General features: G+C 32.6%; 22 protein-coding genes and 1 pseudogene. 13 read left to right on the top strand and 10 right to left on the bottom strand.

Going from position 1 to position 26,942, the window contains the following annotated elements; all coding sequences use genetic code 11:
* The first annotated feature begins 1,317 nt into the window (after positions 1–1,317).
* Together Z054_RS0100305 and Z054_RS0100300 are read left to right on the top strand one after the other, a co-directional pair.
* Positions 1,318–3,402 (top strand): TonB-dependent receptor plug domain-containing protein, encoded by a 2,085-nt coding sequence (locus Z054_RS0100305; protein ID WP_024768106.1) that lies wholly within the window; start codon positions 1,318–1,320, stop codon positions 3,400–3,402.
* A 19-nt stretch (positions 3,403–3,421) separates the two neighbouring features.
* Positions 3,422–4,039, top strand: a complete 618-nt coding sequence (locus Z054_RS0100300) for an HmuY family protein (protein WP_024768105.1) — start codon at positions 3,422–3,424, stop codon at positions 4,037–4,039.
* 112 nt (positions 4,040–4,151) lie between these two features.
* Here the strand turns inward: Z054_RS0100300 and Z054_RS0100295 are convergent, their stop codons facing one another.
* Genes Z054_RS0100295 through Z054_RS0100285 form a run of 3 tightly spaced genes read right to left on the bottom strand, consistent with a single transcriptional unit; the run spans position 4,152 to position 8,179 of the window.
* Positions 4,152–6,710 (bottom strand): TonB-dependent receptor, encoded by a 2,559-nt coding sequence (locus Z054_RS0100295; RefSeq protein ID WP_024768104.1) that lies wholly within the window; start codon positions 6,708–6,710, stop codon positions 4,152–4,154.
* A complete protein-coding gene (locus Z054_RS0100290; RefSeq protein ID WP_024768103.1) occupies positions 6,711–7,619 on the bottom strand; it encodes a FecR family protein in 909 nt (302 codons plus the stop codon).
* A gap of 14 nt (positions 7,620–7,633) precedes the next feature.
* Positions 7,634–8,179, bottom strand: coding sequence for an RNA polymerase sigma factor (locus Z054_RS0100285; protein WP_241461376.1), 546 nt, complete (start codon positions 8,177–8,179; stop codon positions 7,634–7,636).
* 241 nt (positions 8,180–8,420) lie between these two features.
* Between Z054_RS0100285 and Z054_RS0100280 the strand changes: the two genes are divergently transcribed.
* On the top strand, positions 8,421–9,401 hold the full coding sequence (locus Z054_RS0100280; protein WP_024768101.1) for a zinc-binding metallopeptidase: 981 nt from the start codon (positions 8,421–8,423) through the stop codon (positions 9,399–9,401).
* Between the two features lie 64 nt (positions 9,402–9,465).
* Positions 9,466–9,921, top strand: coding sequence for a DUF6438 domain-containing protein (locus Z054_RS0100275; protein ID WP_152538419.1), 456 nt, complete (start codon positions 9,466–9,468; stop codon positions 9,919–9,921).
* Between the two features lie 180 nt (positions 9,922–10,101).
* Here Z054_RS0100275 and Z054_RS0100270 read toward each other — a convergent pair whose 3' ends face one another.
* The 7 genes and pseudogenes from Z054_RS0100270 to Z054_RS32665 form a co-directional block, all read right to left on the bottom strand.
* Entirely contained in the window at positions 10,102–12,303 is a 2,202-nt protein-coding gene (locus Z054_RS0100270; RefSeq protein ID WP_024768099.1) for a PepSY domain-containing protein, read from the bottom strand.
* A 12-nt stretch (positions 12,304–12,315) separates the two neighbouring features.
* Entirely contained in the window at positions 12,316–12,810 is a 495-nt protein-coding gene (locus tag Z054_RS0100265) for a DUF2271 domain-containing protein (RefSeq protein WP_024768098.1), read from the bottom strand.
* A 1-nt stretch (position 12,811) separates the two neighbouring features.
* Complete coding sequence (locus tag Z054_RS0100260) at positions 12,812–14,305, bottom strand: ankyrin repeat domain-containing protein (protein WP_024768097.1); 1,494 nt, start codon at positions 14,303–14,305, stop codon at positions 12,812–12,814.
* A gap of 10 nt (positions 14,306–14,315) precedes the next feature.
* Positions 14,316–16,742 (bottom strand): TonB-dependent receptor, encoded by a 2,427-nt coding sequence (locus tag Z054_RS0100255; RefSeq protein ID WP_241461375.1) that lies wholly within the window; start codon positions 16,740–16,742, stop codon positions 14,316–14,318.
* Positions 16,743–16,799: 57 nt separating this feature from the next.
* Positions 16,800–17,705, bottom strand: coding sequence for a DUF6607 family protein (locus tag Z054_RS0100250; protein ID WP_024768095.1), 906 nt, complete (start codon positions 17,703–17,705; stop codon positions 16,800–16,802).
* A gap of 702 nt (positions 17,706–18,407) precedes the next feature.
* Positions 18,408–18,755, bottom strand: a complete 348-nt coding sequence (locus Z054_RS0100245; RefSeq protein WP_024768094.1) for a hypothetical protein — start codon at positions 18,753–18,755, stop codon at positions 18,408–18,410.
* A gap of 174 nt (positions 18,756–18,929) precedes the next feature.
* Positions 18,930–19,055, bottom strand: a pseudogene (locus Z054_RS32665) (IS3 family transposase); the annotation flags it as partial.
* A gap of 605 nt (positions 19,056–19,660) precedes the next feature.
* On the opposite strand from Z054_RS32665, the gene Z054_RS29775 reads away from it, so the two are divergent.
* The 9 genes from Z054_RS29775 (at position 19,661) to vgrG (ending at position 26,942) form a co-directional block, all read left to right on the top strand.
* Entirely contained in the window at positions 19,661–20,239 is a 579-nt protein-coding gene (locus Z054_RS29775) for a DUF4255 domain-containing protein (protein WP_024768093.1), read from the top strand.
* A gap of 94 nt (positions 20,240–20,333) precedes the next feature.
* Entirely contained in the window at positions 20,334–21,110 is a 777-nt protein-coding gene (locus Z054_RS0100230) for a hypothetical protein (RefSeq protein WP_024768092.1), read from the top strand.
* Positions 21,111–21,185: 75 nt separating this feature from the next.
* Positions 21,186–22,832, top strand: coding sequence for a phage tail sheath family protein (locus tag Z054_RS0100225; RefSeq protein ID WP_024768091.1), 1,647 nt, complete (start codon positions 21,186–21,188; stop codon positions 22,830–22,832).
* A 95-nt stretch (positions 22,833–22,927) separates the two neighbouring features.
* Positions 22,928–23,401 (top strand): phage tail protein, encoded by a 474-nt coding sequence (locus Z054_RS0100220; RefSeq protein ID WP_024768090.1) that lies wholly within the window; start codon positions 22,928–22,930, stop codon positions 23,399–23,401.
* 71 nt (positions 23,402–23,472) lie between these two features.
* Entirely contained in the window at positions 23,473–23,922 is a 450-nt protein-coding gene (locus Z054_RS0100215; protein ID WP_024768089.1) for a phage tail protein, read from the top strand.
* A gap of 9 nt (positions 23,923–23,931) precedes the next feature.
* A complete protein-coding gene (locus Z054_RS0100210; RefSeq protein ID WP_024768088.1) occupies positions 23,932–24,429 on the top strand; it encodes a phage tail protein in 498 nt (165 codons plus the stop codon).
* Between the two features lie 2 nt (positions 24,430–24,431).
* Positions 24,432–24,581 carry a DUF5908 family protein gene (locus Z054_RS31470; RefSeq protein WP_161635218.1) on the top strand — a complete coding sequence of 50 codons (150 nt, stop codon included), beginning with the start codon at positions 24,432–24,434 and terminating at the stop codon, positions 24,579–24,581.
* 2 nt (positions 24,582–24,583) lie between these two features.
* On the top strand, positions 24,584–25,285 hold the full coding sequence (locus Z054_RS29770; RefSeq protein WP_024768087.1) for a CIS tube protein: 702 nt from the start codon (positions 24,584–24,586) through the stop codon (positions 25,283–25,285).
* A gap of 4 nt (positions 25,286–25,289) precedes the next feature.
* Positions 25,290–26,942 (top strand): type VI secretion system tip protein VgrG, encoded by a 1,653-nt coding sequence (gene vgrG / locus Z054_RS0100195; protein WP_024768086.1) that lies wholly within the window; start codon positions 25,290–25,292, stop codon positions 26,940–26,942.

Below are 26,942 nucleotides of genomic sequence, written 5' to 3'. Positions count from 1 at the left end.
GTTACATCACAACTTGTCCCGAATTTGTCTCGGGATCGAGCACCACGCTGTAGGAGGATGTATCGAGAAGTATTTATGAAAGTATAATCTGTTCTCGATAAACCAGCATAGGCACTATCAAAGAACTATGTCGAAATACTTAAGCAGACAGGAAGTATTACCAGATAAAGCAATGAGATGGGTTATGTGTAAAAATCTAAAAATCAGATATTTAAATTTTAACCATACCAGATTCACATTAGTTTAACGCTTTTATTACGGAAATCCATAAGGAATTGTCGTTTATTAGCTTTAAATTTGAAGTAACACTTAAAATAATTGAGATTGTTGGCTTAAAAAAACAGCAATTAGAAATATTGATCAATCGTAAAAAGCTGCTAAATAGGTAGCTATAAGACAGAAACAACCCCGCAATTGTAAAACTTTGGCGAGCCAACAAAAGCAGGGTCTGAATAACGATTGATTTAATAAACCAACCATTATAAGGATGTTTTTAGAGTAAATAGCTCAAAAAGGATATGATCTCTGAATGATTTAACCCTAAATCCTTATATATAATTTCTATTCGATAATTTGTGTCCAAAAAATATAAAACGAACTATTTTACCTTTTTTAGTAGTTCTATTTTCCTAAAGCACAATATAGTAAGAAGCTTTCAAATAATTACGGTTTCCCGTAAGATATTTCTTCTTTTTTTTTAATATTTTTCATACTATTTCCATATTAAATTCTATATCACTAGTATAAAAATCTAAAATACAGTGATTTATATTGCGCGTTTTATAGTGTTGATTGTAAGAAGTTACGGTGTAGAAGTAAGTATAAAAATAGTGTATTGAAACCTGTTTCGAAATTGGTTTCAGGACTGGTTCCTCTTATCATTCCAGTGCCCTGTTTACACTTGTACTGAGCATCTGAAAGTACTTAGTGTATATTTCTTTAAAATAATATCCACATAGAAAAATACTATTCCAAATTAGCTTCTGGATCAAGTCCAGAATGACAGGTTAATTACCATCATATACATACCTTTTGTTATCTCATTCCTTTGACTCAATTTATGATAAACTAAAAGTTGGGGTAATTATATATTTAAATACATACACCAGCAACAAAAGAGGTTGTCTGAAATGCCCTTTTTTATCTACCTGAGCATCTACTATTGATAGTAATAGTTTTCCTAAAAAGAATATAAAATGTTGTTTTCATGATTTGTAAGTTATTTCTGTAATTTAATGACAAAAATAGTTAAGTTTATTTAGAATAAATAAAAATAAATATATATTTGCAATCTATTAAGAAACATTCTAAATAAAAATGAAGTTTGAGAGTCTGATAATCTGTGTTTTAACAGGTTTAGTTGTCGTAAATGGATATTCGCAAGAAAAAGCTATAGATACTACTTTGGTTAATGAATTACAAGAGGTAGTCCTTACAGCTACCCGAACAAAAAGACAGCTTTCTTCCCTGCCTTTACCGGTTACAATTGTTTCTCAGGAAATAATTAAACAATCGGGAACCATTAGGCTTAATGAAATTCTAAATGAGCAAACAGGAATTATTACTGTTGCTGATGAAAGTGGTTTTGAAGGGGTGCAAATTCAAGGAATTGCTTCAGATTATATTTTGATTCTTATAGATGGTGTTCCTTTGGTAGGTAGAAAAGCCGGAAATTTTGATGTAAACAGGTTAACTGTTGGGAATATAAAACAAGTCGAGGTAGTTAAAGGGCCGTCTAGTAGTCTCTATGGTTCTGATGCTTTGGGTGGTGTAATTAATATCATTACAGAGAAGCCAAAAAGCGATGTGCTATCGGGCAATGCATCATATCGTATTGGTAGTTATACCCAGCAGGATATTAACGTAGATATTAAGCAGCGTATTAAGAAGTTTGGTTATGGGGTTTTTGCAAACCGCTTTTCTAGTGAAGGCTATGATCTTAATCCAGATACAGCCGGCCAGACCGTAAACCCATTTGAGAATTATACATTTAATGGTAGGTTGTATTATGATTTTTCTGATCGATTTTCGTTATTTCTGTCTGGTCGTTTATATACGCAATATCAGGATGCGGGATTCACAGCTAATACTACGAGTCTTGAAGGAGATAGTGAGGAACAGGAATGGAACGGTCACGTACGTCTTGATCACAAATGGAGTGATCATCTAACTACCCAATACGAGTTTTATTATACTAATTATAATGCCAAAGAACAACTGGCAGATTCTGCCTCTGGCGATATAGTAAGTGATAGTGATTTTGATCAGCATTTATTACGTCCCGAGATACGAACTACCTACACATTTAAAGACAGGAGTAAACTTACTGCCGGGATAGGTGTTCAATACGATCAACTAGATCGTACTTTTTTTGATAAACAAGTAGATTTTAATTCTCAATATATGTATGCTCAATATGATGTAAACCTAATTGAGCGATTAAACATCATTGCGGGGGCACGTTTTGATAATCATTCAGAATATAGCAACCAGTTTAGCCCTAAGCTTGCATTACGGTATAAAATAACAGATGTACTGGCCGCCAAAGCCTCTATAGGATATGGTTTTAAAGCTCCGGATTTTAGACAGCTTTATTTTGACTTTACAAACTCTGCAGTGGGATATACCGTATTGGGATATAATGTAGCTTTAGAAAAATTAAATGAGCTACAGGCTCAGGGACAGATTCTTGATGTGGTCGTTCCCGAATCATCGTTACAAGACCCTCTTGAAGCAGAGAGCTCTATAGGATATAATGCAGGGTTAACCTATAAAGAAAAGCGATGGAATGCAGAACTTAATTTCTTTAGAAACGATTTTAAAAACCTTATTGATACTCGTGTTATCGCCCGTAAAACTAATGGGCAAAATGTGTTTAGCTATTTTAATTTTGATGAAATATACACCACAGGTCTAGAGCTTAATACCAACTACAGAATAACCGATAATGTAAGATTGAGTGCTGGCTATCAGTTACTCTATGCTTTTGATAAACAAAAAGAAAAACAAGTAAAAAATGGCGAAGTATTTGCCCGTGATCCCGAAACTAATCAAACAGTTGTAGTCTCGAGATCAGAATACTTTGGACTTGTGAATCGCTCACGACATAATGCAAACTTTAAGGTTTTTTATGATATCGTTTCCGCGAAAGCGAATATAAACTTGAGGCTATTGTATAGAAGTAAATATGCCTTGTTTGATACAAACGGTAATGATCTTATAGATGATTATGATACCAGCTTTGTTGATGGATATGTAACAGCAAATATTGCTGCCAGTAAAACTTTTTATGAAAAGTTTACACTACAAATAGGTGCAAATAATCTTTTTGATTATACCGAAGACAACATTCCCACTTTACCGGGGATACAATTATATGCAAAACTTAACTATCAATTTTAATATTTTAAATGTCATGACAATGAAAAAATTATCAATATTATTTTTAGTACTTAGTACAGTACTTGTTTCGTGTAGTAGCGATGATGATACAACTACTCCAATACCTGTTAAATCTGAAAAGATCTCTAACCTTGAAGCTATACAGACAGGCGGTCAGGGAACTGGAAACCCTGTAGGAGGGGTGTTTACCAAGTTTGATTTTGAAACAGGAAAAATAACAACCAGTGATACAGACTGGGATGTTGCATTTAGAGGTACTAATATAGCAGTTAACGGAGGAACAGTTACTGGTGTAGCAGAAGAACCTGCACGTAATGGTAGCGTAGGAGCAGCAGTAGTTACGGGTACCTTTGCAGGTGTAACCAGTGCAAAGGATGTAACTTTTAGTCAAGATGCAGATACAGTATTTGCTATCCCTACAGGTAGTGATAATGGCTGGTATAATTATGCTGGACCTCCAACCCACTTGATCTCTCCTATCCCTGGAAAAATACTTGTTTTTAAAACCCGTAACGGTAACTATGCCAAGGTAGAAATACTAAGTTATTATCAGGATGAGGATACTTCTAAAAAATCACAATATTATACATTTAACTATGTGTATAACCCTAATAAAGGAGAAACATCTTTTGAGTAATGCCATTAATACAAAAACTTATGAACTAGCTATTTGAACTAATTCTTTATACTCATGATAAAGACTCCTCAGAATTTGAGGAGTTTTTTGTGGTATATAGAGAAATAATGATTTAAAAACTTAGTCTAAACGTAACATTAGGAGTAATATTTAAAGAAGATTTATTGATTTCTCTTAATTCATAAGAAATATTATTTTCACTATCAGTTAATTGATAGAGAGGATAACTTCGATCTAAGATATTTTTTCTCCCATATAGATTTAATAAAGAAAAGCCCAGACGACTCTTTACTCGATCGTTTTTTGATGACCAGTTAAAATCATATACTACAGAAAAATCCAATCTATGATAATCGGGCAGAGATTTAGAGTTTATAGCACCGTATTGAACAATGGGTTGATCATCTACTATTGTAAACCCTAATGCAGGAGTATATGGGGTACCGGTACGATATTTCCATCCCAATGAAAACTGAAATTTCTTCCACTGGTAAGCATGAGACCAAGAAATAGAATGAGTGATATTATTATTTCCTTTAAAAGCCTTACCTTGATTAAGCGTATTAAATATGAACTCGGTATCAGAAAATGAATAGCCAAGCCAAGTAGAGTACTTACCAGCTTTCTTCTTAATTAATAAATCTATTCCTTTAGAGATACTTTCTCCTTCAGACAAGTCACCAGAAGTAGATTCAAATCCTCTGGTTAGTGAAGTAAGTCCTTTTATCTTTTTATAGTAGGTATCTATCTCAATGTTCCAGTTTTTTTTATGAAAAAGAGTTCCCAGGGTATATTGCTGACTTCTCAACAATGGAATATCATCTTCTTGTGCTGCGACCCATAACTGATTTTCTAGGCCAAAATTAAAAGTGGCAAATTCAATCACCTGGCTAATGGATTGGTTTTTGACCTCTGCAGATCCTTTAACTCTAAAATACTTTCCCATTTTTCGTTCTACATAGAATCTGGGTTCGATAAAAGTAGAGTTTAAACCAGCGTAATAATTTCCTCTTAGTCCAAAACTAATCAACCACGTTTGGGGAGCACTATATTGTAATTGAGAATAAAAACTATGAGTAGGGTTCTCCTGAAAATTTCCGACTTCAGAATCATTTTCTCTTAGATAAAATGCTGTTCGGTTATAGTAGAGCTGATATCCATTAGAAAAAGTGAAATGAGGATTAATATTCCATTCAGAATGAAATAACAGACCATATTCTTCGATAGCATTTTCTTTTTCGATAGTTAGATCTTGATTAACAAAGAGATTCCTTCCCTGGTATTCGAGTACATATTCAGAATATGAAAATTGTGTTTTTGTAGAGAATCGAGAACCCCATTTACTATTCCAGGAAATATTGGTTCCAAAATTTTTAATAGCGAGTTTATCCTGAGACATATCTGCGAATTGAGAATCTTGAAAAGAATAGTCAAGTTTATTTTGAGTAAACAAATTAGAAATAGAGATGTCGTGTTTTTTAGAAAGGTTGGCAATTAATTTTAAGGTTGCATCGGTAAAATAAAATAACTCTTTACTTTCTGAAGATTCGGGATCAAAAATAGACCTGTTATCGGTAATACTTGTATTCTGAAAGGCTCGGTTAGAGTAAGTATTAATTGTTGGAGTATCAATAATGTCGGTAATAGATCTTCTGGCTGATACTAAAACAGCTATTTTTTTAGAAATAGGAAGTTTCAGATATCCATCGGCATGAGTCATATTGATTCCTATACCTCCTTGTGTTTTATCGGGTACAGTTTGATCTGTTTTGATATCAATAACTCCCGAAACGCGATCTCCATAAATGGGTTGAGTTCCACTCTTATATATTGTAATATCTTTGGTGATATAGGGATTAAAAGCAGAAATAAGCCCAAAAAAGTGATCAGAATTGTACATTTTAATACCGTCCCATAGAATTAGGTTTTGATCAGGAGTACCGCCTCTTATATAAATCCCAGAAGCGGTTTCGAGCGGACTTTCTATCCCAGGAAGCAGTTGAATATTTTGCAGAATATCGGGCTCAGATAATCCCGAAATTATGTTTAAATTATTAGGTTGAATTTTAACCGAACCATCTCTGGTTTTTACGATCCCCGAGGTTAAATATTCCTTTATAATTACTTCATTTAGCACAAAATCTTCGGGAGATAGAATATACGTATCACATTTTTTATCAACTACTTTTTTAAGAGGAATAGAAATAGTTTTATATCCAAGGTATGAAATCGTCAAAGTATCTGATAAGTTGTTGTCTTTTAAAGAGAAAAAGCCTTTTTCATCAGATGAGGTCCCTGTTTTTTTGACTTCGTTAAGTATAGTAGCTCCCTCAATAGGAGTATGGGTTTCATCTGTTAGATATCCACAAAAAGAGGTTGTTTTAATAAGTTTGACAACATAGTACCGCTCATCGACTTGTGTAAAATGTATAGGATATTGACTGGATACAATAGCTATAATTTCGTTTAATGATATAGCATTTTGATCTATCGTGATCACTATATCTGTGAATGACGAAGTATTATAAGAAAATTTCACGTCAAACAGCCCTTCCATTTCGGTTAGAAAACCGTCTAATGAGAGGTCAAGGTAATGTATGTCTTTCTTTTTTTCTTGAGCATTTGCAGTTAGAGAAAAAAGAAAAATAAGCAATAAAAAGTGGTATTTCATTTATTCTTTAGACAATTCTATAGTATTCTTGTCTATAAAAATAAACTTAATATCCATTGCATCAAAAATAGTATGCAAAGCATTTTGTAAATTATCATGAGCAAACCCGCCACTGTATCGTTGATCGATACCAATATGCTCACTTTTAATAGTAATCTTATATTGTTTTTCGAGAGCAGATATTACCTGTTGTAGTGGGGTATTGACAAAACTACTTTCTCCTACAGTCCATGAAGGAGCAGTATCATTTAGTTCCCATTCTTCGAATGATGAATCGACACTTCTTACCGCTTGTCCTTTAGTAATAATTTTTGAAGAAGTACCATTTTCTACTTTAACCTTGCCTTCATAACAAATCACTTCAAAAAAATCAGAGGAAGCATTAACGTTAAATTGTGTGCCTAATACCGAAACAGCATTGTTATCAGATTTTACGGTAAATGTATTTCCTTTTTTCACCTTGAAAAGGGCTTCTCCATCTAAAAATACGATTCGCTCGGTATTTTCCCAGCTTCCTTTTTTATAATACAGTTTGGACTTAGCATTTAAAATAGCTTCAGAACCATCGGGAAGTGTTATTGCTAGCCGTTCTCCAAATCCGGATTGATGTGTAATGTTTTGATTAAAAAATAGAGTATACCCAAGGATTAGTGCAATACTTGCAGCGATTGCATATGCCCATCCAGGAATCAAGGAGACCACTTTTTTCTCTTTAGAAACATCTTCTTGAATACGATCAAAAAGTTTTTCTCTATCTACTGTAGGGACTTCAAGTAACTTTGTTCCTTCGAGAATAGTTTCGTATAAAGTATAATCCTTAGATTTTTTGAAAGCATTGATTTCCTCTTCGGATAATTCACCGCTGGCCCATTTGGCTAAAAAAACATCTATGTTATCTGACTTTTCCATTTTTTTGCTTTTTGTTAGACCGTGCGCCCTAATTTTTCTCTTAATTCTAATAATGCCAAATGCATTCTTCGCTCTACCGCTTTTTGCGTTAACCCAATAATCTCTGCAATTTCTTTATAGGTTTTCTTGTCTTTTCTACTTAATAGAAAGACTTCTCGTTGTTTTGCCGGGAGTTCAGAAATACTACGTTGTAATTTTACCATAAACTCTTTTTCCTCCATTAAAAACTCTGGGCTATAATCATATTGAATAGAAGAAAAGCTTTGCTGATTATATTTTAAGATTACTTTTTCGTGATTTAATTCATTAAAAAAAGCATTTTGAGCTACTTTCATTAAAAATGACTTTGCTTTAGCAAAAAGTACTTTTTTACAATTTTTCCAAAGTTTTACAAAAGCATCCTGTGTTATATCTTCTGCCTGTTTCATATCTCCGCATTTATAATAAATGAAATTCAGGATCACTTCAGAATGATTATCAAAAATCATTCTAAAGTTTTTTTCATCACAAACAGACTTTTGTTTTTCTGACATCTTAGAAATACTTAGCTTTTTTTTCAAAACTACGGTATTTAAAGAAAAAGTATAGAAAGATGTTCTTTTTTCTTTCTACTAATGCCTTCTACTTAAGCTTTTATTGTAATGATATCTCCATATACTATAACAACAGTATGTTTTGCTTTTACCCTATTTCTAAAAAATAATATAGAGGATTTAAAAAAAAGTAGATAAAAAAATAGGGTGTTTTAAAAGTTCACTGTTGTGTAAGAAAGGACGTTTAATTTTTAACCCGAAATAAACTATGAAAAACGTAAAAAAATGGAATTGTATACTGATCATTTTTCTGAGTATTGTAACAATTTCTATCCAATCCTGCAGTAAAGATGATGATGCAGCAGGTCCACAACCAAATTCGAATACAAATACCGAAGGTAATACAGGAACTGATAGTGGAACTGAAGGTGATGGAGGAAGTATAACTCTTTATAAAGTTGAAGGTGATAAAATAGTAAAAGAAAAGGATTATAAAGTAACCGGAAAACTATTAGAGTTTCAAAAGGATACTAAAAAGCATGAGGAAATATGGAATTTAGTAAAAAAGATAGTTCCGCCAGATTATAGATCAAGAATGAGTGAGTTTGTAATTTTTGCTGGTGAAAATGATGGAACCGCAGGATATGTAGTAGAAAGAACACAAGATCTCTCAAAATGGCAGATGGGTATTGCGATAGATTTTGCATATCAAGGAGGGTTTAATGCAAGAGGAGAACTGGCATATACTATAGTGCACGAATTTGGGCATATCATTACTTTGGATAAAGTGCAGGTCGATTCTTCTATATCTCAAGGCGACTGCAAAAATTTCTTTACCGGAGAAGGATGTTCTAGGGGTAATTCTAATATTAATAAACTATATCAAAGTCATTGGGCTGATATCTGGGAAGAATTTGGAAAGGTGAATAATCAGAGTGATGCACAAAAATTTTATGATAAATATAAAGAGCGTTATGTAACTCAGTACGCTTCTACCAATCCTGGGGAAGATATTGCAGAGGTCTTTGCTACGTTTGTGACCAGAGCTGGAGGAGTAAATGGAAACAGTAGAGCAGAAAAAAAGGTACAGATGATGTATGATAATGCCGAAATGATAAAGCTGCGAAATTATATAAGAGGAAATATTGCAAAAAGCAGTAGAAGCTTCCTACCTCTTCCGGGATCATGGAAAAATGCAAATACTTTCGGTAATAAGAATAAAACACACTGTAGTATTCACAAGCATTAAAATGATAAAAATGGTATTAATGGTGTGATTATCCGAACCACTAGTACTTAAAAAAAGATAGCGTATGAAATATGTAATGATAGTATTGATAATGGTGAATTTTTCTTGCCAATCTACCAAGAATACCTCTACAGATACTTCAAAAGATGAAGCACTGGTATATTATTCAAAAGGGTCTTGTATGGGAAAATGCCCGGTGTATGATGTGTGGATATATGAAGACGGTTCGGTTTCTTATTCGGGAATACAACACGTTTCTGCAAAAGGAAATATAAAAACAAAATTAAAAGAACAGGAGTTTAGAGCGTTAAAAACAATATTGAATAAAGGTTTAAATGAAGATTTGGCATTTAAAAAAGTGAGAGATTGGCCAATTACTACATTGCGTTTTAATGGTAAAGAGTATAAATATTATTCTTCCAAGATTGATGGTGCCCTAAAAGAAATTGATATCAAATTAAAAAATGCAATAGATAGTATCACACTGGGTTACGAAGGTGATGAACATAAAGAAGGATAGTTTTTGGGTAGGCCTTGAACTAGATGTCTTTAAAAATAGAAGTAATTAAGGGGTAAATAATAAGTAGTAATGATTTGATTTGTAAAGGTTGCCCTTAATTTAGTGTCTATTTATAAACCTGATGAGTTTAACTTGTCAGGTTTTTTTTGTTTGATTAGAATATGATAAGAGCTTTAAAAGTTAGTAACAGTCCATTTTAAGTTGTCCTTTATTTTGATAATAACTTATTGGCTTATTATTGACTTCTCTGCAAATTTCGTCTAGCACATTGATAACCTCTTTTTGCATAATAATAGATCCACAAATTAGTACAACTCCGTTTTTGTCTAATATTTTTGTAATTGGGTTACTATTTCTTTTTAGCAAATGCTGTACATATATTTTTTCTGGCTGGGCTCTTGAATATGCAGGATAAAAAGTAGTTAAATTATTGTTTTTTAAACTGTCTTGAATTACTGCATTATACAATTCAATAGATTGTTTATTTCTTCCTCCCCAAAATAGATGTGTTTTTATTTTCTTATGATTTTCACTAATCATTCCTAAAAAAGGAGCTATTCCTGTTCCGTTTGCAATCATAACGACCTCTTTTGCGTGAGTTGGAAAATTAAAATGAGGATTTCGTTTTATTGATGCCTTAATGCTATCGTTTTGACTAAGCTTACTAAAATAGGTTGAACATATTCCGAATTCATGCTTTTTAATACTCAAAATAATATCGTCATCAATTTTACCAATAGAGTACAAACGTTCTACAGAATCGTTTTCTGGGTAAAAGGATAACAAGTCTCCTGATTGAAATCTTATTTTTTCTTTTGGATGTAAACGCAGTAAAAATGTGTTGTCAATGTTTAGTGGAGATCTATAAACAACCGAAAATAGCTTGTTTTTTTTAGTTTTTATTGCCTTCTGTGGCTGTTTTAAAGGTATTGATAAATCAACATTTTTGCCCCATTGCGATGACCAATCTTTAAAGGTTTCGAAAGATTGATTGTTAATTTTATGCAGTTCTAGAATTGGTTTAAACATTGAATGTGAACGTAACATGTTATCAATATCTATTGCATATTCACAAAAATCTGGATATGCTAAAGAGCCAAAACCCACAACGGAAAAACAAACTTCTTTTTTTTGATTGATTTTCTTAAAAGATTGCTCAAAACTTTTTGCATTTGTAGGAGGTTCCCCTTTACCATAAGTTGCTGTAAATACAATTAAATGCTCTGCTTTTTTATAGGATGAATATTTGTTTAATTCTGAAATAAAGACCGTTTTTCCCAAATCAATCAAAGCATTATAGAAAAGTTTTGCATAATCAAATGTATTTCCGGTTTCTGAGCCAACCAAAATAATGTATTCAGATTTGTCTTTATGATAAACATTTTTTAGGACTAGACTTTTCTTTCTTCGTTTGAAAGCCATTAAAAAACCTGAATACATAAAGAACAGAATAGAACAGCTAGAAATAAGTAAGACAATAGACCATAAGATGCTTCCTTGCCCTGTATGTAATACCAAGCTCCAATGTGATATTAGTGTATTAAAAGGGTATTTTATTTCACTTAATATTTCGCCTGTAAATTGATTAATATTCAACTCCTTATCAGATAGTTTTATGTGGAAATAATCTTCGCGATCATCAGAAAAAGGGAATTCTACTTTTCTAACATTTTTAAGTTGTGTTTGATTAAAAACTTTAAAATCTTTGATTTGCTGTTTGGGAGCTTCTTTTATATTCTCAAAATCAATTTGATGTTTAATTATATTGGATGGTAATAGTGAAAATTTTTCTAATGACAAATACACACCTGTTAGAGCTATTATGATAATAGGAATCAATGTTAACCTACCTATTTGTATGTGGTAATATTGCTCAAAATTCTCTTTTATAACTTTAGAAAAAAAACGGTGTATACCCTGTTGTCTTTTAATAATTAAAAGGATTCCGGTAGTTGCAATTAAAAATAATATGAAAGAAACTAATCCTACAAAAAAACGACCGGTACTTTTTAGGAATAAAGAACGATGTAGGTTGGTAGCAAACTTAAAAACGGGAGCTTTTTCAATAATGTCACCTACCTTTTTACCAGTTAGAGGATTGACATAAAAAGTTTTATTTTTTCCTTCTTTGGTAATTACCGAGGTTGATACAAAATCATTATTATCGATTTCAATTTCAATTATTTCATCATAATTTTTTTGTAGTACTGTTATAGTTTGCGCAAGAGTAATGTTTTTTACGTTGTATGTAGCATAAGGCTCTAGCTGATTCGATATAGGTTCGAATGCTAAAACAATCCCTGTTAAGGAGGCTATAAGTATAAAAGCAAATGAAGATATAGCCAAAGCAAGGTGGCTATATCTCCAAATTGAAATCGTCATTTAATCGTATTGTTATTGTGGCATCATACGAATATATCGTATAAACCCTTTTCCTTCAACTTTACTTTTTGTGGTCTCAGATGTTAACTCAAACTCTACATCATTTTTATAATATTCTTGATCTTCTACAGCAGTTTCAAAACGTATTTTATAACCAGAGTCAATCTTATTACTTTCAATTTCAATAATATTGATAGATCGTCCACCACCACTTACAGTTGCTCCTGTAATAGCGTCAATATCTTGACGTTTTTTTCCATAAAATTTCCACCAATCGGTAATATCATGATACCATTCTTCATCATCACCTTGTACAAAAAGTGTTTTTTCGTAGTTCCCATTTGGATCTAGTAAAGAAATAACTATATATGCACCTTCTCCTGTATAATTTGTCATTTGTATCATGCATTTATAGGTATTACTTTCTGTAGTACTTTTAAACCCAAATACAGTAAAAATTGCAAGTGCTATTATTGGAAACACTTTAAATGTTACTATTTTTTTCATTCTATTTTAAAAAATTTATATCTACGTTGTTTGTCTTTAATACTTCATTTTCACTTGCCAGATCAAATACAGATTCTTCAAAATCAGTTTTAATGGCCTTATTAGCTCCTATAGATAATAAATATGCTAAGATTTTATTGTTCTTGGCGGTCATTGCTGCTTTATGTAAGACTGTAATTCCTTCTTTATTCTTAGCATTGATATCGATATTATAATCAGGAATCATTTTTAATAACTCTAGATCGTTTTTCTCTATTGCCAAATGATACAATGTATTTCCATTTTTTTGAGGCTTGGTAATATCAAGTCCTTTTTTAGTCAAGGCGTCTATTTTCTTTTTGAATTGATCTACCTTATTTGGATTATACGATTTTAGTGTGTAGTATCCTAGATCATTCCCTTTAGAATCGATTACATTTACATTGGCTTTTTGACTAATTAAAAAATCAACCACGTCTATTGTATTATTTTTTACTGCATTGGTTAGTGCAGAATGTCCTTCTTTATTAGTGATATTTATATCATTTGTATTTTTTGCAAATAATTTTATAACCTCTAATGTATTACTATGAGATGCATTTAGCAATGGAGTATTACCTTTATCATCTTTTTGATTAGTATTAACCCCTTTATTTAAAAAATAATTTAAGACTTTAAAATCGTTATTTCTATACGCTAGATTGTGTAGAGGAGTTACTCCATTTTTGTTTGTAATATTTGGTTCAATACCTAAGTTTTCTAAGTATTGAAAGAAGTCTAAAGAATTATAACCTGTTCTGGTGCCTCTACTGGCAAAAATCATTGCATTGTCACCTTTATCATTAAGTTCTTTATAAGAAACACCTTTTTTGATTAATTGGTCTAGCATTTCTATGTTTCCAGTACGTGCAGTGTAATTAAAAACTCCATTTCCATCATCATCTTTGTCATGAATGTCTAAACCTTTTGAAGTAAAATAATCGATAAGAGTAAAATCTTTTAGGGAAGGAGTTACTAACAATAAAGCGTTTGCTCCGTGTTCATCTTTGTCAGTTTGTACATCAATCCCGTTTTTAATGCATAAGTCATAAATTTCTGTATTTGTTTGGCCGGCCGCTGCTGCAAAAGTCAATACCGAAAAGTAATGAGAATCTTTTAAATCCATCCTTGCTTTTTGAGCAATAAGATGTTTCATTAATTCTACATTATTTTTATAAGCTGCCCAAAACACATAGGTTCTTTTATCATGGGTTAGCTTATTAACATCATTCCCTTTTTTAGAAAGTAAGTGTTTTATTATAGCATTATCTGCGTTTTCCAAAATAGCATATACTACAGCATCAAATCCATTTTTATTTAATGCTATTGCATTATTACCTTCTGTTATTTTCTGATCTATAACTTCTATTGAAGGGTTAGTTTCCCAGAATTCTCTTTCTAAAAAAACATTTTTTGTCTGAGCCTGTAAAATATTTACAAACAAAATAAATGCGGCTAATAATTTTATTGTTTTCATTTTTTTTAATTTAAAATTTATATCGCAATACCGTTCCAAAACTAGCAGGTTGAATCCTGTTAAGATATACTGTACGATATGCATTATATCCAATTTCATTAAAAACATTATTTCCGAAAACATCTAAACTTAATTTACTATTAAATTTGTATGATGCTTGTACGTTTACCGTGGTATATGCTTTTAAATCAAATGGCCTAACCCCAGGAACTACTCCAGTATGTGTGTAATTTCTGGACCATACATTATGAGGACGTTCTCCTAAATAATAAGCTCCTGCACCTAAAGACAATCCTTTTACATATTTTTTGAAGTTATAACGTACCCAAAAATTAGCCGTATGTCTTGGTGTATTTAATGGACTAGAATTAAAATAATATGATGCATGGTCTTTATATTTGGCATCTAAATAAGAATAACCTCCAATTATTTCTAAATTAGGCAATACTCTACCTATTAATTCTATTTCAACACCACTTCTGGTATCTTCTCCTCCTTTTAAATAATATCCTAAGAAATTACCTGCTGGGTCGATTGCTTGTAAGTTTAAATTTTTGCTGTAGGTCGAAAAATATGTTATGTTAAAGCGTAAGGCTTTATTTAACCATACCGATTTAATACCTGTTTCAAATTGATCCCAACGTTCTGTACCTAACTCTTTGCCATTAATGTCTCGGTAAAAAGAAGTCATAGGGTTAGAACTACTGGCATAAGAGCCAAAAATAATAATATTTTCTGTAGGTTTGATATTTAATCCTACTAAAGGATTAAAGGCATCATCACGTTTTGCTCCGGTCAAACTTCTTCCTATAAAATTACCTTTGGTTCTTTCTAAGGAGGTATATCGTAATCCTAAAAAGAGATCTACCCATTTTGTAACAGAAATTTTATCTTGAATAGTAAATCCATATGATTTTGTTTTTGATCCTGTAGCTCTTGCAGGATTTGGTGTTACAGTAACACCATTAGGTAAAATATTATTGATAGGTTGAGTGACATCAATGATATCTATATAAGTAGGAGGATCATTATCGGGGTCATTATCATTATCTGGATAGTTAGCCGTATAAGCAGTATTGTCAAAAGTGGTATTTCTATAATCTATTCCTGCCTGAAATGTATGTGTTAAGAACCCTGTTTTTATATCCTTTCCTACCAAATCTATTTGTAAAACACTATTTTTATCACTTCTTCCCTGTGCGTAGTACTCTCGATATCTTTGTGTATTTAATAACTCTGGTAATCCAGATCTTCCACCTCCCTGAAAAGCATAAGAAGTCTCTGCATAGGTCTCTAAATCAGAAGCAAAATACCCAGCTTTTATACTTAGGTCATCATTTATTTCTCGCTCAAAACGTATTGCATACGTAGTATTTACAGAATTATTTCTATCAGATTCGAAGCCTAAAAATTTATCATTTGGTAATTTAAAAATAGTGTTGGTTGCATAATCTCCAAAATTAATGGTTCCTTGGTCTGGAGTTCTACTATCATCCATATAGTCCATTTCCAAAACGATAGACGTTTTTTCATTTGGTTTCCATGCGAGGGAAGGATTTATATAAAAACGCTCTGAGTTTACTTTTACTCTATAACTATCTGCTCTATCATATGAACCTGCTACTCTAAAAGCAATGGTTTCTTTTTTGTTTAAAGGACCATAAAAATCAAATGTGGGGCGTACTTTGCCAAAATTACCAACTCTTAAACTTACTTCACCTCCATTGTAAAATTTAGGAGTTTTGGTTACAACATTAATCACTCCTCCTACAGAACCTAAATCACCTCCTAAACCTTGACTGATTGCAGAAATTCCTTTTAATACCTGGATATTGTCGACCCCTGCCATATCAGTAATGACACCAGTCCCTCTAAAATCTGAATTGATTCTAACTCCATTTTTTAATAAAGGAATACCTCTGTACCCTCTTAAAGACATACTTTCTCTTATATTCCCGTATGTAGCAAACGTATAAACACCAGCAACATTTTTGGTAACGTCACTTAGTGTTAAAGCATTTTGTTGATCGATAAGTTTATGTGACAGTACAGAAATACTCTGTAACTGTTCGTTGGGCTGTAAAGGTAATCTGGTAAGTGTTTCTAATTTTTCTGCTCTTTTATTTCTAGAACCAAAGAGCTCAACTTCTTCTAGCTGAGTATCATTTTGTAATACAAAAACAAGACCTGATATATCTCCCGATATAGCCGTCTTTTGACTAAGTTCGTTATATCCAACAGCACTAGCTACTATCTCATAGGTAGCAAAAGGAACATTGTTAATAGTAAAAGTACCATCTTCTTGTGCTTGTGCACCTAGACTGGTTCCTTGGATGAATACATTTGCATAAGGAATCGCCTCATCAGATTCGCTTTTTACAACACCTTGTATAGTGGCTTGACTATACATCAAATTCAAGCCACATAGAAGTAGCAATAGGGGTAATTTTTTAAAGACAGACATGATTGTAATATTTATTGGTTGTGGTTGTGGTTATTGAATTACAAAAGATTCGATGACTTTATTGATATCTTGTTCTTTTATGTATTCGTCAGAAAATAGATGCTTATATAGTGGTTTGTTATCAACTTTTGCTTCTAGTACTAAATTGGCATTTCTTCCAAAAACTTTTTCCCATTTATTGCGAACTAAAGCCCATTTTTGATTGTTTTCTTTCCACCAGTTTGCGGCTACTTTACATTTACTATCGTCTACTTTTACATATGTATTGTATCCTTTTTCCTTAGCCAAAATAACATCAGCTTTACCCGCTTCACGTATTACTTTATCATTATTTTGATCGTGGATCCAACCGTTTTTAGTAATCTCATGTCTGTTTCCTCTAACGGTTACATTGTAATCACTTCTTTTAGTATATTCTCGTCTTGGTAGTGGAGCATCTGTTCTGTTTTCCCAAAAACTTTTTCCATCTACATGTACCCAGGTTGCAGAACCTTCATAACGAGGGCTATCGTCTACCTGATATACTTTTTGAGTCCATTGGCCTTTTACATCAGATTTAGATTTACTTTCATAGTTCCAGGAATTATTACCGTTGAACATATAGAAATCTGTGTTTTGAAATATCCAATCTTGTCTCCAATGTTTTACAATATGAGGTTTTGAAGGATCACCTACTTGTAATAAATGCTGAATAGAAATCTTGTTTTTATCCTCCTCAACCAATTGAGCCCATTCTAACCCTTTGGCAATTTTTTGTTTTGAAGGCTTATAAAGAGAATCATTGCTATATTGAAAAGTTTCTGCAAAATTGAAGGTTACTTCATAGCAGCCACACATTTTTTTTATAGCATTTTTATCCTGCTTTTTTTTATCCTGTGCAGTTATCGTAAATACTGCAACTAATAGTAAAAGTGATGAAAGTGTTAATCGTTTCATTTTTGAATATTTTAAAAATTACTAATCCTTATTTAGATTGAATTAAAATAATTATATATTTGTTGCAAATTTATTAAGAATGAATCTAAATAGAAATGAATTTTTGTTTTATTTTTTATTTTTTTGATTCAATTTAATATTCGAGCAAAAAAGAGGGTAGATATTACATCGTAAAGGATATTCAAAGAATTATTATAAACCTTATTTTTTCAAGGTTGTCAATGAGAGTATTGAAAGAGGAAACCAGAAATTAAAGTATACTTTATTAAAATAATAAAGCGTGTTTTTTGTTTTATAACCATAGTGTTAATATAAACTCTCCATATCCTTTGATATGGAGAGTTTTTTTATCCCTAAGACACAAATAGCGGTAAAAACTTAAGCTATAGCACTTATGTAGAGGTAATTATCGCTCTTTTATCAAAAAAGAGCGATTTAGTTATCAATAAACCATATTGTCTGAGTTTTAACTTAATTTTTATGCCATCATTCTCTTACAAACCGTACACTAGTAATTAGCCCGTTTTTTACTTCATAAATGGATAAGTGTAATTATTCATAATCAAAAAAAACCTATAAAGTGTGATAATGATATAGATGAAAGATTTGGGTAAAAAATAAGAAACCTGTAAATCAATTATTTACAGGTTTTATTTGTTTTGTGCAGACAGAAAGATTCAAACTCTCTTACCTAAGATTTTGTTAGTTATTAACTACTTCGCTCTCTGCCATCCTTATATCGATAAGAATTAAACGTTTCTTGTATTGTTTCACTTGCGTATCCTTGCTTGCAATTTCTATGTTATCAATTTCATAAGTAATTATAAACTCTTTTCCTGTAAGTTGTTTTGTACTTAAATCATACTTAGAGATCGCTTTTTTACTTACAAAAGTAAATTCGAGTACCTTTCCCGTATCCTTATTAGTAAAATAATACGCTTTATCAGATTGTCCGCTATAAGTTACCTGTGCTTCTACGATATCATTATTATCTATAGAGGTAAAACTAGCTGTTAATACTACTGCTAAAATTAAAAGAATCTTTTTCATTTTATAATATGATTTTGTTGTTATATATATTGAGACACCAAAAGATAAACAAAGTCACTAATAATTCCAACAAAAAACTCTTTAAGAGTAGACGTAAAATATGTTCTAATCTTTTTTTGTTTAATGAGAAGCCATTATAACTTTGAAAAGTGTGATTTAACAATCAATAAATCAGAAAGCCTTCTGGGCTTGTTTATAGGTCATCTCGCCTTTTTCTACTTGGGATACCACTCCCAATTTAAAACCTAAATTGTAATCGCGTTGAGTACGCTTCTTGTTAGTGTTTCCTGAATCTTTCATAAATAAGTCAATTTTGTATCCACTTATTTCAGGACGAGACACACCTTAAATAAAAAAAGCCGACTCATAAAGTCGGCTTTTTTTGCTGTGCGGGCGGAGAGACTCGAACTCTCACACCTCGCGGCACTAGATCCTAAGTCTATTATTTTATGATTCCTAATGACTTCTAATAACCTTTAATGCGCTTATAGGTATTGATTATAAAGGATTTTTGTGTTTTTAAAAGATATTGTAAATTATTCAAAAACACAGAAGGTATGACCTATGTATGACCTTTTGACAAAACTAAATATCCATTTAGGGTAAACAAATATTAGAAATATCTAACCAATATTATAATTGAATATCGATGTGATGTTAATCAATGGCAAAAGGTGTTTATTATTTTCATTATATCGATAAGATTACTTCATCATGTTTAACTAAAGGTAATGTATACAAATCAGTACGGTAAATTTCCTGATGTCGGAAATGTTATAGTTGACGCATTTTCCCCCAATATAATGTCGGAAATCTCTACAGATTTGGCGGACTTGTTCTATAGATAAAGCAGCATCTCAAGTTACCTTTGATACACACAAAATTAATAAACCTAACAGCATATTATGGTTGATGTTGTATTAAGTGTTTTGAAAGATAAACTCAATGAATATTTTAAGAATGTAGTAGGCACTACAGAATCAAATATTATAGACTTTATTAGTACTAGTAGCAATGACCCAGTTTCTTTTACTAATGATAAAATCACACCATTTTTAATAAATATTTCAGAGGATAGAAAATTTAGAAATCCAGATCAATATTCCGGTATTGTAAGAGATGGAATCAGAACTCAAGCTAACCCTGAAATTAGAATAGAGCTTTTGATTCTTTTTGTGTCTAAATTTAATAAGTATGATCAGGCACTTAAATTTTTATCTCATGTCATCAAGTTTTTTCAGGTAAACAGGATTTTTAATCCACTTAACTCCCCACAACTATCTGATGAACGTATAGAGAAACTAGTTGTAGAACTAATTTCACTCCCCTTGGAAGAACAGAATCAAGTTTGGCATTCTTTAAATACTTCCTATTTACCCTCTGTGTTATATAGAGTCCGTCTATTATCATTTATCGATGAGCAAAGTGTAGAATTTGTAGGAGAACCATTATCAAATATTGAACTTCAGGTGAGTAAAAAATAACTATTCGACCCCTTTATAGTCTTAAAAAATACAGTCTAAGAAATTGTACAATAGAGTAAGCGAAATATTGAATTAAAGTAACAAAAGTAGACAGATGGAATATCGTGAATTCTTTCAGATAGAAATTATACACCCTTTTTTTTCGGATATACCGGAAGATTTGGTAATGGTTGCAGAAAATGAAACGAAAAGACATTTAGATAAGCGACGTTTTATACTAAAAAAAACGGCTCTGGGAGTAAAAGTTTTGGCTCTCTTTCAGGAAGAACGCAATACTTTTCCTGTTTTAAGTGAAGACGATATATTTACTTTTTATGTATATCCTACATCAGATCGTATTAGTGATATCAAAGATCTTTCTACCATAGAAAAAGGGAACATGATTTCCTTTACAAATCAAGAACAACCAATAGGAAGTTCTGAATTGATTGCCACTCAGATAAAACAGAATGGAATTTTTTGTGGTTTTCCAGCATTAGCTAAAATCATAATTGCTGGAAATAAAATTAAAGCAAATGTTACCAAAAAATCTACTAAGTATACAGTAATATTTAAGGCAAGATCAATACGGTGGAAGTACTATTTTGTTTCCAATTCTGAAGATTCGGCAATCACAATAGAATCCAGAAATGAGCAAATCACTTTTAACGAAATGGTGATAGACGAAAATACTACAGACCAGATCGTAACTTCCCTACGATTAAATTTTCCCGATACCCGAATAAAGGCTTTTGAATCTAGAGATTTGATTCCCTACAGTAGTAATCCTATAAAAAACATCAAATTGATTAAAAACGGTGATGTGCTTATTAGTCATTTACCCAATCCCCAAAAAGGACAAAATGGTATTCAAATAATTAAAATTAAGTAAGTAAAAAAGCACGACCAGAAGACTCGCATTGGTTTATGGGAATGCTAAGTATAAACATTTAAAATTTAAATAATTATGTCTAGTTTTTTAACACCTGATGTGTACACAGAGGAAGTACCTGTTTTATCACAGTCCATTGCTGGTGTATCTACAGCAGTTCCTGCTTTTATAGGTTTTACCGAAAAAGCAGTGAAAAATGGAAAAAGCGTGTCGAATAGTGCGATACGAATTTCTACCTTTTTAGAGTTCAGAGAAATGTATGGAGGAGCTCAAAAAACAGAATTTGAGGTTCTTATTAATGATGATGAGCAGTTACAAAAATTAACCGTGATAGCTCCAAAGAACACTTTGTATTATGCTATAGACCTTTATTTTAAAAATGGAGGAGGTGATTGTTATATTATCTCTGTCGGTTCCTTTGAAAATACTCATAACAAGCTAGCTTTTGAGAAAGGGCTTGAGGTCTTGAGCAAAGAAGATGAACCTACACTTATTGTGTTAAGTGAAGCGGCTAAATTATCAGCAAATGATTATCACGCAATTTGCCAACAAGCATTAGCACAATGTGCTGACCTAAAAGACAGGTTTTGCATTTTTGATATCAAAAAAGAAGATGAGGAAGCTAATGAATTTAGAAATGGAATAGGAACTAATAACCTAAAATACGGTGCGGCCTATACTCCATATATTCATACATCCCTAAATTATATATATAAAGATCAGGATGTTCGTGTTATCAATCTATCTTCTTCTTCGGAGACAGCTATTTTCGAAGTAATACACGATGGTGTTAGAATTACCTATACAGGTGATATTTCTGAAGAACCAAAATATAGAATCAATGGTGGAAGTGGCGATACTGTGGAGTTTTCTATTTCTTCATCTAAGTTGTTAACCATCTCAAACGTTCCTGCAGAAGGTATTACAGCTAGCGATTTACTAGATGCTTGGACAGCATTTGATAACAAAGGAGATTTTGATATCGAAATTGTAACAGAAAACAGCTTAATTACTGCAACTCCGGGAACAGGTGGTCAGGAAATTTTTAAGCAAGGAGGTAGTGAAGGTGCTTTTACATTAGAAAGTAGAAAAGGTACTGCCTTGTACAGCAAAATAAAAAGCGAGTTGACCAAAGAAACCATCGTCCTTCCTCCTAGTTCGGCAGTGGCGGGAATCTATGCTACTACAGATCGAGAAAGAGGAGTTTGGAAGGCACCAGCTAATGTGAGTGTAAATTCTGTAATCGGACCTGTAGTTAAAATCAGTTCGGCAGATCAGGAACGTCTTAATGTAGATGTCACTAATGGGAAATCAGTAAATGCTATTCGTAGTTTTATAGGAAAAGGAACACTAGTATGGGGAGCACGTACATTAGCCGGAAATGATAACGAATGGCGATATGTTTCTGTACGTCGATTATTTAATATGATCGAAGAGTCTACCAAAAAAGCTTCTCATTTTGCAGTATTTGAATCAAATGATACAACGACTTGGTTGAAAGTTAAAGCAATGATCGAAAGCTTTTTATACGGAATCTGGCAACAAGGAGGATTGGTAGGTTCGACAGAAGAACAAGCCTATTTTGTTAATGTTGGATTAGGCAAAACAATGACGCAGCAAGATATTCTTGAAGGTCGTATGGTTGTAGAAATAGGAATTGCTGCGGCTAGACCAGCAGAGTTTATCATCCTAAAATTCTCGCATAAACTGCAAGAAGTTTAATCCGATATAATTTTTTTAAAAGTGATTGACTGTAAGATGAACTATCAAGCTCATTCACAGCATATTATTGAATTATGAATTAATACTAAAGTAAAATGGCTTTAACAAAAGAACAAATAAAAACAGATTACCCATTGGTAACCTATAATTATAGAGTAGATATTGATGGAGCGTCCTTTAGCTTTTCTAAAGTAACGGGTCTTGATTTATCCTTTGAAACGATTACATACAAAGAGAGTTTTGCAGCTGGAGGGAAAGTAGGACCGAACATTATGTATATGCCGGGACAGATCCAACCGGTTAATATTACCCTAGAAAAAGGGTTCGTAAAAGGGAAGAGTATTCCAGTTTTTTATGAGTGGATCAATGATATCCAATTAAATCAAATAGATAAAAAGGATATTGTAGTACACCTTCTTGATGAGACAGGAAGTACCATAGTGAGCTGGAAAGTTATTGATGCATTTCCTACCAAATTAACGGCACCTTCTTTTGATGCAAGTACAAGTGAGGTTGCCTTAGAGTCCTTAGAACTTATGGCATTTCGAGTAACAATGGAAGAAGCATAAAGATCATTTTAGCGATTCAATCTCAGGCTTTTGATAAAGTTTGACACTATAAAGATAACAGTAACATCATCATGGCAGTAGATAAAAAGACAATCACTCAAGACTATCCTTTACCAGTTTATAACTATCAAGTAAGTATTGATGGTATTGATGAAGGAATGTCCTTCTCAGAAATTTCGGGTTTAGAAATGGATTATGAGCACGTATTATACAGGCACGGTTTCAGCTGGATTATGGGGGATTACCTGATCCGTGCCCAACGTAAGCCTATTAGTGTAAGTCTAAAAAGAGGGATTGTTAAAAACAGAAAATTTTTATACGACTGGTTACGTGCTGAAAACAAGAAGAATATTAGCATAGCATTATGTGATGAAAATGGGGATCCCATCGTAAGTTGGGAAGTATACCGCACATTGCCCATAAAGCTAAATGCACCTTCTTTTAGTGCCAGCACTAATGATGTTGCCATCGAAAGCCTGGATTTAATTGCTCACAATATAAAACTAATTCATCACGAATAATAGAAACACATGGACGCACTAGAGACTTTTAAGAATATTGCAGATCCCAACCCAGCGTTGTCCCATAGATTTGGCGTTTTTTTCTTTACGGGAGGAGTAATACCAAACCCCATAGATTTTAGATTTCAAAAAGTTAGCGGACTTAGCGCAGATATCCAAACGGATACCGTGAATGAAGGAGGACAAAACCTTTTTTCACATCGGTTGCCCAATAAGGTTAATTACAATAATTTGGTGTTAGAGCGTGGCTATAGTACTAGCCTTATACCATCACCACTAACTACGGAATTTAATATAGCATTTTCCACTTTTAAATTTGTGCCTTCCAATGTGTTGATTACAGTATTTAATGATTTTCAAGGGGTTCCTGTGCCTATAAAAGCATTGTTGTTTATGAAAGCATATCCTGTAAAATGGTCGATTTCAGATCTTGATGCCCAATCCAATACGGTTCTCATTGATACGATGGAACTAGCATATACTAGATTTCAAACCGTAATATTATAACGATGCCAGTAGAAATTAAAGAACTCGTAATTAGAGCGGTATTAAATGAAGATACCAACACATTATCAAAAGACGCTATCGATAACGATAGTGTAGTACGGGAGTGTGTAACACAAGTATTAAAAATATTAAAAAAGAAAAATCGTAGATAATTATGGCTTTTGATTCTTTTACTATGCTGGAAAAGCTAACAATACAAAGCTTTTCTAGTGGAGATCGGAAAATAACAGAAAGTTTAGGTTCTTTTGAAGCTATGTTTAATCCAGAATCCTATTCGGTTTCTTATCAAAACACATATGGAGTAAAACAAGGGATTAATACAACCGGAACTAATGCTAAGTATGGATTTTCTAAGCCGGAGCGAATTAGTTTTAAGCTTATTTTAGACGGAAATAATGTAGATACACACTTCGGGATACTAAATCTTTTCAGAAATGATGATGTCTCTAAGAAGGTTCAGAAATTTCTAAAGCTGACTACAGAAATGAACGGAGATATTCATCAACCACCGTATCTAATAGTACGTTGGGGAGATTTGTATTTTAAATGTAGATTAAGTTCTGTAAATATCAATTATACGCAATTTAATGGCAGTGGAATCCCATTAAGAGCTGAGTTAGATACTGAATTTTTTGGAGATTTAGAAACAGTTGAAAGACTCAAAAAGGATGGTAAAAACTCACCTGATCTTACACACTATCGAATTGTAGGGACACACGATCAATTACCATTAATGTGTAAAGCAATTTATGGATCTGCCCGATATTATCCTTGGGTAGCCAAAGCTAATAATCTAAATGATTTTAGAAATCTTAAACCTGGGCAGCAAATTTATTTTCCACCAATAGAAAAATAATCATATGTCAGTAGTAACAGCAATTATAAAAAGTGAAGGGAAGGAAATGAATGGTCAATTCGAGCTTCTTTCTATTGACGTGGCTCATGAGTTTAATAAAATTCCTACAGCAGAGCTGAAATTTATTGATGGAGATATCGCTAAGAAAGAATTTAAAATTTTAGATGATACTTCTTTTGCCATTGGGAAAAAAATAGACATCGCATTAAAGTATGAAGATAAACCCAATGAAGAAGTAAAAGTTTTTAGAGGTATTGTAACCAATAAACTACTAGAACTTAATCGCAAAGAACCAACCCTGACAATAGAATTAAGCGATGTTTTTATACAAATGAATAGTCATCGCAAGAGTACTGTATATCATCAGAAAAAAGATCACGAGATTATAACGAGTATTCTAGAACCATATGGTTTTTCTAGTAAAAAAGTAGAAGACACAACAGTTAGTCACCAGCAAATGATTCAGCACTATGCGACAGACTGGGATTTTATGCTATCACGTGCAGAAGCGAATGCACAGTTAGTAAGTGTTGTACTCGGCGAAATTTCTATTTTTCAGCCGGAACTAAAAGATACAAAACATTCTTTAGAAGTAGGGTCTCACGAGATATATGACTTTGATTTACAAATTAATGGTAATCATCAATATAAGAACATAGTAGCAGTAGGTTGGGACCTTAGTACACAAAAAAGTACCAAGTCCACAAAAAGTAAAAATTTTAACCTTAGTTCAAAAGGACAAGATATAGACAGTATAAGCAAAGCCTTAGGTACCAAAGAAATGATATTGGCACATGGCATCCCAACAATTTCTAATGAGCTCGAGACTTGGTCTAATGCGCAACAATTAAAAACCAGTCTTTCCTATATAAAAGGTTGGATCAAAATTCCAGGAACTGGCAAAATTAAAGTAGGAGACACTTTAGAAATTAAGGAGTTCAGTAAAACCTTATCAGGTAACAATATTGTATCTGGGGTTAGACATGAGGTCACTACTATGGGGTGGTGTACGTATATTCAAATAGGCATGGATGCTTGTTGGTTTATCGATGCAAACAAAGTAATAGATACACCAGCTGCAGGATTATTACCAGGCGTTAACGGATTACAGGTTGGGATTATACAGCCTCCTGCCAAAGATCCTGATAACTTGAACCGTATTAAAGTGATGATACCCGCTTTTGGAGAGAAACAAAATACGGTATGGGCACGTCTTACCACCTTGGATGCCGGTGTAGATCGAGGCACTTTTTTTCTACCACAATCCGAAGATGAGGTGATCGTTGGGTTTTTAAACGATGATCCCAGACATGCTATTATAATGGGATCAGTGTATAGTCCAAAAAATAAACCTCCTATTTCCTTTGATACGCACCCAAAATCTAAAGGCATTTTTACTAAATCAAAATACCAACTGTTTTTTGACGAAGAGAAAGAGTGCATAACAATTGCTACTTCCGAAAAAAATAAAATCACCATAGATGAGAAACAACAACGCATTGAGCTGGCCGATAGTCAAGGTAATCAGATAGAATTAAGTAAAAAAGGAATAAACATTTTGAGTGCGAATGATTGTAAAATACAATCCAAGGGTAATTTAAAAATTGAAGCAGTTGGAGCCATAGAAATTAAAGGAAATACTGTAGATGTAATTTAA

It is taken from the genome of Aquimarina macrocephali JAMB N27 (assembly GCF_000520995.1).
Classification (GTDB): Bacteria; Bacteroidota; Bacteroidia; order Flavobacteriales; family Flavobacteriaceae; genus Aquimarina; species Aquimarina macrocephali.
This window is presented reverse-complemented; position numbering and strand designations above follow the sequence as displayed.

Bases quoted from the DNA above. Each gene is read 5' to 3' on its own strand.
- vgrG (WP_024768086.1), top strand. From the start codon at position 25,290: ATGTCAGTAGTAACAGCAATTATAAAAAGTGAAGGGAAGGAAATGAAT.
- Z054_RS0100305 (WP_024768106.1), top strand. From the start codon at position 1,318: ATGAAGTTTGAGAGTCTGATAATCTGTGTTTTAACAGGTTTAGTTGTC.
- Z054_RS0100270 (WP_024768099.1), bottom strand. From the start codon at position 12,303: ATGACGATTTCAATTTGGAGATATAGCCACCTTGCTTTGGCTATATCT.
- Z054_RS31470 (WP_161635218.1), top strand. From the start codon at position 24,432: ATGCCAGTAGAAATTAAAGAACTCGTAATTAGAGCGGTATTAAATGAA.
- Z054_RS0100245 (WP_024768094.1), bottom strand. From the start codon at position 18,755: ATGAAAAAGATTCTTTTAATTTTAGCAGTAGTATTAACAGCTAGTTTT.
- Z054_RS0100215 (WP_024768089.1), top strand. From the start codon at position 23,473: ATGGCAGTAGATAAAAAGACAATCACTCAAGACTATCCTTTACCAGTT.
- Z054_RS0100300 (WP_024768105.1), top strand. From the start codon at position 3,422: ATGAAAAAATTATCAATATTATTTTTAGTACTTAGTACAGTACTTGTT.
- Z054_RS0100260 (WP_024768097.1), bottom strand. From the start codon at position 14,305: ATGAAAACAATAAAATTATTAGCCGCATTTATTTTGTTTGTAAATATT.
- Z054_RS29775 (WP_024768093.1), top strand. From the start codon at position 19,661: ATGGTTGATGTTGTATTAAGTGTTTTGAAAGATAAACTCAATGAATAT.
- Z054_RS0100250 (WP_024768095.1), bottom strand. From the start codon at position 17,705: ATGAAACGATTAACACTTTCATCACTTTTACTATTAGTTGCAGTATTT.
- Z054_RS0100265 (WP_024768098.1), bottom strand. From the start codon at position 12,810: ATGAAAAAAATAGTAACATTTAAAGTGTTTCCAATAATAGCACTTGCA.
- Z054_RS29770 (WP_024768087.1), top strand. From the start codon at position 24,584: ATGGCTTTTGATTCTTTTACTATGCTGGAAAAGCTAACAATACAAAGC.
- Z054_RS0100210 (WP_024768088.1), top strand. From the start codon at position 23,932: ATGGACGCACTAGAGACTTTTAAGAATATTGCAGATCCCAACCCAGCG.
- Z054_RS0100290 (WP_024768103.1), bottom strand. From the start codon at position 7,619: ATGGAAAAGTCAGATAACATAGATGTTTTTTTAGCCAAATGGGCCAGC.
- Z054_RS0100295 (WP_024768104.1), bottom strand. From the start codon at position 6,710: ATGAAATACCACTTTTTATTGCTTATTTTTCTTTTTTCTCTAACTGCA.
- Z054_RS0100275 (WP_152538419.1), top strand. From the start codon at position 9,466: ATGAAATATGTAATGATAGTATTGATAATGGTGAATTTTTCTTGCCAA.
- Z054_RS0100280 (WP_024768101.1), top strand. From the start codon at position 8,421: ATGAAAAACGTAAAAAAATGGAATTGTATACTGATCATTTTTCTGAGT.
- Z054_RS0100230 (WP_024768092.1), top strand. From the start codon at position 20,334: ATGGAATATCGTGAATTCTTTCAGATAGAAATTATACACCCTTTTTTT.
- Z054_RS0100220 (WP_024768090.1), top strand. From the start codon at position 22,928: ATGGCTTTAACAAAAGAACAAATAAAAACAGATTACCCATTGGTAACC.
- Z054_RS0100225 (WP_024768091.1), top strand. From the start codon at position 21,186: ATGTCTAGTTTTTTAACACCTGATGTGTACACAGAGGAAGTACCTGTT.